The sequence below is a fragment of the Brunnivagina elsteri CCALA 953 genome, from assembly GCF_002289455.1.
Lineage (GTDB): Bacteria > Cyanobacteriota > Cyanobacteriia > Cyanobacteriales > Nostocaceae > Brunnivagina > Brunnivagina elsteri.
In genome coordinates this window covers 1-7,685 of record NZ_NTFS01000328.1, presented here as the reverse complement: position 1 = coordinate 7,685, position 7,685 = coordinate 1, and the positions used below count along the sequence as shown (strand labels likewise).

8 protein-coding genes are annotated in these 7,685 nt (G+C 41.2%); 5 read left to right on the top strand and 3 right to left on the bottom strand.

The window, feature by feature from the left end; all coding sequences use genetic code 11:
* Positions 1-125 precede the first annotated feature (125 nt).
* The 4 genes from CK510_RS22725 to CK510_RS22710 all read left to right on the top strand — a co-directional run bounded on the left by CK510_RS22725 (position 126) and on the right by CK510_RS22710 (position 2,234).
* Positions 126-515: a hypothetical protein gene (locus tag CK510_RS22725; RefSeq protein ID WP_095723853.1), complete on the top strand. Its 390-nt coding sequence runs from the start codon at positions 126-128 to the stop codon at positions 513-515.
* A gap of 137 nt (positions 516-652) precedes the next feature.
* On the top strand, positions 653-1,387 hold the full coding sequence (locus CK510_RS22720; RefSeq protein WP_095723852.1) for a hypothetical protein: 735 nt from the start codon (positions 653-655) through the stop codon (positions 1,385-1,387).
* Positions 1,388-1,587: 200 nt separating this feature from the next.
* A complete protein-coding gene (locus CK510_RS22715; protein WP_095723851.1) occupies positions 1,588-1,878 on the top strand; it encodes a hypothetical protein in 291 nt (96 codons plus the stop codon).
* Positions 1,878-2,234, top strand: a complete 357-nt coding sequence (locus CK510_RS22710; RefSeq protein ID WP_342745995.1) for a hypothetical protein — start codon at positions 1,878-1,880, stop codon at positions 2,232-2,234. The genes CK510_RS22715 and CK510_RS22710 overlap by 1 nt, the downstream gene beginning before the upstream one ends.
* Here CK510_RS22710 and CK510_RS22705 read toward each other — a convergent pair.
* Entirely contained in the window at positions 2,183-3,631 is a 1,449-nt protein-coding gene (locus tag CK510_RS22705) for a DUF3370 domain-containing protein (protein WP_095723850.1), read from the bottom strand. The two genes, CK510_RS22710 and CK510_RS22705, sit on opposite strands and share 52 nt — an antisense overlap.
* Before the next feature lie 179 nt (positions 3,632-3,810).
* A complete protein-coding gene (locus CK510_RS22700) occupies positions 3,811-4,002 on the bottom strand; it encodes a hypothetical protein (protein WP_095723849.1) in 192 nt (63 codons plus the stop codon).
* A 338-nt stretch (positions 4,003-4,340) separates the two neighbouring features.
* Between CK510_RS22700 and recD2 the strand changes: the two genes are divergently transcribed.
* The gene (gene recD2 / locus CK510_RS22695) at positions 4,341-6,575 is read left to right on the top strand and encodes an SF1B family DNA helicase RecD2 (RefSeq protein ID WP_095723848.1); all 2,235 of its coding nucleotides are present in this window, start codon (positions 4,341-4,343) and stop codon (positions 6,573-6,575) included.
* Positions 6,576-6,675: 100 nt separating this feature from the next.
* On the opposite strand, the gene CK510_RS22690 is transcribed toward recD2, so the two are convergent.
* The coding region (locus CK510_RS22690) for a GNAT family N-acetyltransferase (RefSeq protein ID WP_211293266.1) at positions 6,676-7,685 on the bottom strand (1,010 nt) is incomplete at its 5' end.

Sequence of the window (7,685 nt, the reverse complement as noted above, 5' to 3'; positions counted from 1 at the left end):
CAATGGTATTTCTCTTACCTGAATTTTATACTTATTTCTATTTCCTTCTGCCATCTGCCTTTCAACTTCTGCCTTCTTCTGGCTAACGCCAATAGGTAAATGAAAGATTTAAGAGGTATTTAATCATGGCTGCACGTAAATCATCAGTGACTAATTTTCAGGCGATTGGTGATTCTGTATTAGGCGATTATGCTGTTAGCGATTACTCAGAAAGAGTATATACCAAAGCTTACTATTCCATTCGCTCTCTGTGTGGATTAGTGGCAAAGCGAACCTTGAAAGAAACCTTTAGCTGGGACGAATTCAAAGAACGGTTTACTAATGACTTTGGGAAGGTGGAAGAAAAGCGATTTTCCCTTGAACAATTGCTGGAATATGCTAACCGTAAATTTGGTAAAACATTGGAAGACTTGTTAATCCAACATCAAGTTTCCTGGCAGCGTAGACAAGAATATTTGGAGCGTAATAGCATAGAAAATCAAGCAGAAGTAATGGTAGAAAATACCACCTACTAGTTCCAAATCAATCAAACCTACGAATCCTCTGGCATTAACGATGCTGGAGGATTTTGGTTAAAGTTGCATTTTCGCTTCAACTAATGTGCTTTTAATCAGAATCCAACTGCTGACAACATTATTCATCTACTACGAATATGCTACGGAATGGTTATATAGTCTGGGAAGGTGCGTCTTTAATTGATAGCTCTCCCATCGTTTTGATATTAACCGGCTTTGTGAACCCCACATCTAACCGCAAAACTGGAAGCCAAATGATTCAATCTTGGATTCTTTCACAAAATTATGTTCCGACATACGCTGCAAAACATGGTTTCGATAATTCGATTTGTGGTGATTGTCCGTTAAAGTTGAGCGATAATGGTAGCTGTTACGTCAATCTTCTCACCCCAAATAACATTTATCGTTCCTATATTGCTGGCAATTATCCTCAATTTAGTGAGAAAGAATTAGCGATTTTACAACACTATCGCTATCCGATTAGACTTGGTTCTTACGGCGACCCGACAGCAGTGCCATTAGAAGTTTGGGAGCCGATTATTTTGGCATCGGGAAAACATACTGGGTACACACATAGACATAAAAATTGTGATTTACGGTGGCAAAAATACCTCATGGCTTCTGTCGAAACCGAACAAGAAGCGAAACAAGCACAAAACCAGGGATGGAGAAGTTTTAGAATCATCGTTCCCGATGCAGCATTAAGCGACAACGAAATACTTTGCCGACACACGGAAGATGACAGGATTGATTGCAGTAAGTGCCTTTTATGTGATGGAAGCTCAACTAAACCGAATATTGCTGACAAAGTTCACGGGCTGAATTGGAAAGTATCGAACTTTCTCAAATACCTTGAATCGACATCAAATTAATCCAGGAAAGGCGGAAATGGAAGTAAGTGAAATACTCTTTCTGCCTTTCTAAATTAATAGCATTACGGCAGCGAAAAGTTTGTAGGGAAGGTCTCCTTCTTACAAAGTTTGGCAGGACGGAAACCGACACCGCCAACTTTGCGCTTCTACAAAACTTTTGAATACAAGAGAAATAAAAAGAAGATTTGAGGAAAAAAATTATGGCGCAAGTTTTGAGTGAGCCACAATTTCAGATATTAACTCATCAATATACAGGAGAGAAAACGGGAAGGATTTACTTTCCAGCTTTGTTTCTGGCTGAGTTTCACACAAGTGTTACTCAATGGCTACAACAACGGGAAATTATCTTTGGGAAGGCAGATTTAAAGTGTTACGAAGATGGCTCGTTTCGATTATATTTTCGGATAAGTAATCCTCTGGAAGCAGAATATTTTCGATTAGTAAATGCCCTCATGAATAAAAGCAGTTCTGATAACAAGGAGAAATCTTGATGCAGTTAAAATATCGTAGTTTTGTCGGTGATATTGACATTACCAATTATCAAACCCCTCAAATTGAAGCCATTTCCCCGCAATTACAAGAACCTGAGAAAATCAAACATATCCTCATCGGTTCACGTAAAGTTGTAACCAATACGATACAAATTCTACATCAGCTTGGATATGCAGATGTCAAAAATTGGAGTCCTTTGTTAGCAACTGAGAATCCTGGGGAGGTTATGAATGAGCCTGTTAATTTGTGGGTTGATTTGAATTGCGATCGCTTTCCCCAAACCCACAACCTAAACCTAAAATTCTACAAAGTTCTCACGCTCAACACATGGGGAGGTGTGGAATCGGGAGGATAAATTAGATCGACTTGTACCTGACGGCTGCTATTTGCGGGCATATTCAGCTTCACTAATGGTTCTAATATTTGCCCGGTGCGATGCCACAAATGTACGTAGCGAGTCAGTTGTTTTCCGCCATCATCAACATATTTAACCCTCACCATACCCCGAAAAAATGGGAAATCTAATGATGGTTTGCGAAAACGTAATCCACCTTTAGATAATCTATCTTCTTTCAATGGTGTTTCTAAAGTAACACTCACGGCTTGGGTTTTATTGCTGCTATTTTGCAACGGCAAAGTTAATTTATACTCGATTCCATAATTTCCATGAGCTTCGTATGCCGTATCGGGATAGCGAACTAACATTTTTGCCGTTTGGTTTTGTTCTGTACCTAACCTCCCACCTCGTAAAGTTACCAATCCGTAGGAAAGTGCTTTTCCAGGTTGGGGAATTTTTAATTGGGGTTTAGCGCTACCGGGATTATCAGTAAAAACCGCTTGCCATTGTGAACCTTGGGATACACCTGCGACGCGACCGTAAATTAACTGACCACCGATAGCATCGGGTGGTGTGGGGATTTTGTCGCGGGGTCCGGCTAATTTACTATTGTCGAGTAATCCTTGCCATTCTCCCAAATTAGGTGCGCGATCGCGATAGCCACTCCTAGTAGTAGTATCGCTCCCATCTGCATTTTTCTTCGCAAACATCGCTAAACTGGCAATATAGATTTTGCCGCTACTTTCCAACCGGAAAAAACTCGATCGACCGTTAACGGGTTTCTGTAATCCACGCACGGGTACGGGATGATTCAACAACATCCGGGTTTTTCCGGGGGGAATTACCAATTTTGCTGGAAAATCGGGTTGACGCACACCCCGTAAAACATCGGCAACAGCTCTCGCTCCGGGACCAGAAAATGCTTTACCATCGTTATTCTCGATATAGGGGGGTAATGTCACAAATGGCGCTTCGGTCATCAAATAACTTGCTGCTTGCAGCGTATTCACCGTTACAGCTTTTTTGCTGGGGTTGTGGAGCATTATCCCAATATAAAGGGTTTGTAAGTCCTTGGGACTGTGGGTGTAGTGGTGGGCAAATAAATCGAAACGTCCTTGAAATGGATAATTTAGATGGGGCGATACATTTGGTGGAGCTACTTTTTTCCCTGTTGGGGGAAATGTCGAGAGTAAAATTCCCTCATTTTTAATCCATTCGGGGCTGTTGCTATTGAAAACGGGAACTGTGTTTAATTTTCCTGGTAATGCACGTATTTCTCCGGGTTGGATAATTTCCTGTGGTGTCGGTTTCGCTGGTGCTTGGGCTGTGGTACGAAATATTTGGTTGACTCCCAATCCCATCATTGCGAGTAATACTGGTGTAAATAGTTTGATTTGTGGTTTGAGCGATCGCATATATTAAAAGCTTCGAGCCGAAAGTTATTAGTAAGGTGGCATAGTGTAAAGTAGCACCTTTTGCCAACGAGTCTTAATTAATAATTGACTCGATTTACCTACACTTGTTGCATTTAGGTAAATAACGATTGTTAGTTGTAATTACTTCTAGCTTTGTCAGGAATTTTGCTGTAAAAGTGTCAGATATATAACAAATAAGCTATTTTGTTGTGATATTCCACAGGAGCGATCGCAGATTTTATTGTTGTCAACAAATAATTCTGAAAATTTATAAGCGTGTTAGTGCGATCGCTCGCAGAAGTCAGTTCCTGTGAGAGTTTCGCAGTATAAATATCCTTGAGAGGAGTATTTTTTTCTTGGGCTTGGAGCATTTTGTCAGCAACAGCATATTTGGTTTGGCACTGTATGAGTAAATAAGATTTTTAAAGGGTGTTGCTGAATCATGGGATGATTTCACACTATTTTGAACGAATGATTAATAGTTTCAGCCGCTAATTCATCCCGCATTTATGCAACGCCGATTTTTGAAGCCTAATGCGCTGCGATCGCTCCACAAATTCTTGGGGTATTAAACTGAAACGCATCTAAAATAAGACTTTTGAAGTGTGATTTACCTATTGTATAGTACAATATTACTAACTAAATTGTACAAAATACTTCCATAACAGCAAGTATTTAGTATAATATTTGCGCCATCTTTTAAAAATCAATGTCCAGCGCATACCAAGTAAACCAGCCATCAAATAATGCCACACCCAAGCAAGAATCAATTACAGGAGTGGTAGAACGTTTGACGTACCATTCTGAGGAATCTGGTTATACGGTAGCAAGGTTACAACGCTCCAGAGTATCAGAATTAACCACAATTACTGGTAGCTTCGCAGGTATTCAACCAGGACAAACTCTTCAACTAAACGGATTTTGGCGGGAACATCCCCAATACGGATTGCAATTCCAAGTCACCAATTACAAGGAAACCAAACCAGCCACAATTACGGGTATCGAAAAGTATTTAGGTAGTGGTCTAATCAAAGGAGTTGGTCCCGTCACCGCCAAACGAATTGTCGCCCATTTCGGAATCGAAACCCTTGATATCATCGAAAATCAGATCGATCGCCTACATGAAGTTAATGGCATCGCCAGAAAACGAATCACGATGATAAAGAAGGCATGGGAAACTCAAAAAGCCATCAAAGAGGTAATGGTGTTTCTGCAATCTCATGGCGTTTCCACTATCTATGCAGTCAAGATTTACAAAAATTATGGGGATAAGTCTATTGGAATTGTCACAACGAATCCCTATCAACTGGCAACCGATATTTACGGGATTGGATTTCTCACTGCCGATAAAATTGCTCGTAACTTGGGTGTACCAACCGATTCCGAATTTCGTTACCGTGCTGGGATTACCCATATAATCAATGACGCATCGGAAGACGGACATTGCTATTTACCGCAACCAGAATTAATTGAGGAAGTCTCCAAATGCCTCAAAACTGATGACCACCAACCAATGGAAGAGGGAATTGCAACAATCATCAAAAATATGTCCCTCGCGGATGAACTAATTCGAGAAAGCTCCCCTGACAAAACGTTACTTTGTTACAATCCTGCATTTTTCAACACTGAGAACAATTTAGCACTACTAATCGCCCAACGTTTAAGAAGCCCCATCAACCCAGACATGGAGCGTGTTCGCACATGGCTTACACGTTTTACCGAAAGTAGAAAAGTTGAACTTTCACCACAACAACAACAAGCTGTGGAGATGGCAGCTTATTCACGAGTATTAATAGTTACTGGTGGTCCAGGAACAGGGAAAACCTTTAGTGTGCGTACTATTGTGGGATTGTGGAAAGCGATGGGAAAATCAATTGCCCTCGCAGCACCTACAGGACGAGCAGCGCAACGCTTAACTGAGATGACGGGATTGGAGGCAAAAACCGTACATAGATTGCTGGAGTTTGACCCTAAAAGTATGGGTTTCAAGCGGGATATGAAAAATCCCCTGCCGCAAAAAGCAATTATCATCGATGAGGCGAGTATGTTGGATTTATTCTTGGCATACAGTTTAATCAAAGCTATATCCGAAGACAGCCAAATTCTGGTGGTTGGTGATGATGATCAGCTGCCTTCCGTTGGACCAGGCAAGGTGCTTGCAGATTTAATGAATTCGGGAAAAGTGCCAGTTGTGAGGTTAACACAGATATTTCGCCAAGCACAAACAAGTGCGATTATTAGAAGTGCCCACCAAATCAACCTTGGGCAATACCCCAATATCGAGCCAATTTCTGAAACTCCTCAATCTGATTGTTTGTGGCATGGTGGTGGGCAGCAACCAGAGCATGGTGTTCAAGCAATTAGTGAGTTGATTACAGATTTTATTCCCAAGCTTGGTTTTAATCCTGTAGCTGATGTACAAGTATTATCCCCAATGACCAGGGGATTGGTGGGTACGCGCAATCTCAATAACGTATTGCAGCAGTTGATTAATCCTCCTAATCCACAGAAGCTGGAAGTAACAAGAGGTGGGACTGTTTTTCGGGTAGGCGATCGTGTGATTCAACTCACCAATGATTATAATCGCGAAGTATTTAATGGTGACGTGGGATTTATTACAAAAATCGATACTGAGGAACAAGAGGTAATAGTACAGTATCAAGAACGTGATGTTACTTACGACTACGCAGATTTGAATGAGCTTGGTTTAGCTTGGAGTGTGACTATCCATAAATCCCAAGGTTCAGAATACCCAGTGGTAATTATGCCGATATACACCCAACACTACATGTTACTATCACGAAACTTGATTTATACGGGGTTAACTCGTGCGAAGAAACTGGCGATAATTGTTGGCTCTAAGAAAGCGATCGCAATGGCTGTGCGATCGGTTAATCAAAAGGAACGCTATACCCAATTGCGGGAAAGATTAGCTCAAATTTAAGCGATATGCCGTGAAAGCCTTGCATACCGGGGTAAGTGAGCGGGAGCAATGACGAATATATATTAAAACTCCATCTGTTGAATCTTCACTCAGGTTAACTTCAAATATCCTTGAAAAATGCCATCTTTGTCAGTTGTTTGCTAAAACCTACCGACTCATACAACCGCAACGCACCGTTAGGATTATCCGCATTGACACCAAGTTGGGCAAATTCCATTCCCTTATCCTTGAGTCGCTGCAAACCAGCTAGCAACATTGCCCGTCCCAATCCCATGCGTCGGTAATTGCGACGGGTACCGAGAACTCCAATAAATCCAACTTTTTTACCAATGCGATCGCTATATTCGGGTTTAATTTCGCAAAAACATAGCGCTGCCAAACTACCATCATCGGCAACGGCAATTAAATCGAGTTCGGGTTTGTAGTGGGTTTCCTTCAACCAATGTTCCATACTCTCCAAAGTCACCGGATGGTGGTTCCAATGGTCGAGAAATGACTCATTGAGTAACTCTAACCAAGCTAATTTATCGGTTATAGGATTCATCTGACGTAAAGTTAAACCAGGGGGAAATTGTGGTTGTTCCACAGGTTCTACAAGACTCCGTTCCATGCGATCGCTTCTTCTTTCGCAGATAAATCCAAATTTCTCCAAAAGGGTAATTCTCTCGGTTTGGGTATCCCTGGCACCCGCTCGCAATTTTACCGGGAAACCCCTTTCCTGTTTGACTTCCGCCATTCTTGTCTCTGCCCATTGAAAAATCTGGGATTCTAAATTCTTACCCCGTATATCGGGATGGACGTAGAAACTTAAGGCTCCATCGATCGCATCACTGGGTTCGCTAATCCACAAATCCCCATAGCCAATTAAGTTACCATTTCCATCTTCCCAAAGCCGTATGTCTTTGTTTTTATCTACTCCAGGTGCATCTAGCTCGTTTTTTAATTCGGTTACGGATGCACCATCATCCAAATTATCGAAGCAACAGCAAATATTAATCAGATCGACAATTAGGCGCAAATCTGCTGCTCCTCGAAAATTTCGCATTTCTAAGGTTTGTTGGAAATTAATTTGCATAAGATTAAATAGCAATATTTTAATACTACCAATAT

What these genes read in the sequence shown, in the direction of transcription:
- CK510_RS22725 (WP_095723853.1), top strand. Translation starts at nt 126, where the DNA reads ATGGCTGCACGTAAATCATCAGTGACTAATTTTCAGGCGATTGGTGAT.
- CK510_RS22720 (WP_095723852.1), top strand. Translation starts at nt 653, where the DNA reads ATGCTACGGAATGGTTATATAGTCTGGGAAGGTGCGTCTTTAATTGAT.
- CK510_RS22715 (WP_095723851.1), top strand. Translation starts at nt 1,588, where the DNA reads ATGGCGCAAGTTTTGAGTGAGCCACAATTTCAGATATTAACTCATCAA.
- CK510_RS22710 (WP_342745995.1), top strand. Translation starts at nt 1,878, where the DNA reads ATGCAGTTAAAATATCGTAGTTTTGTCGGTGATATTGACATTACCAAT.
- CK510_RS22705 (WP_095723850.1), bottom strand. Translation starts at nt 3,631, where the DNA reads ATGCGATCGCTCAAACCACAAATCAAACTATTTACACCAGTATTACTC.
- CK510_RS22700 (WP_095723849.1), bottom strand. Translation starts at nt 4,002, where the DNA reads ATGCTCCAAGCCCAAGAAAAAAATACTCCTCTCAAGGATATTTATACT.
- recD2 (WP_095723848.1), top strand. Translation starts at nt 4,341, where the DNA reads ATGTCCAGCGCATACCAAGTAAACCAGCCATCAAATAATGCCACACCC.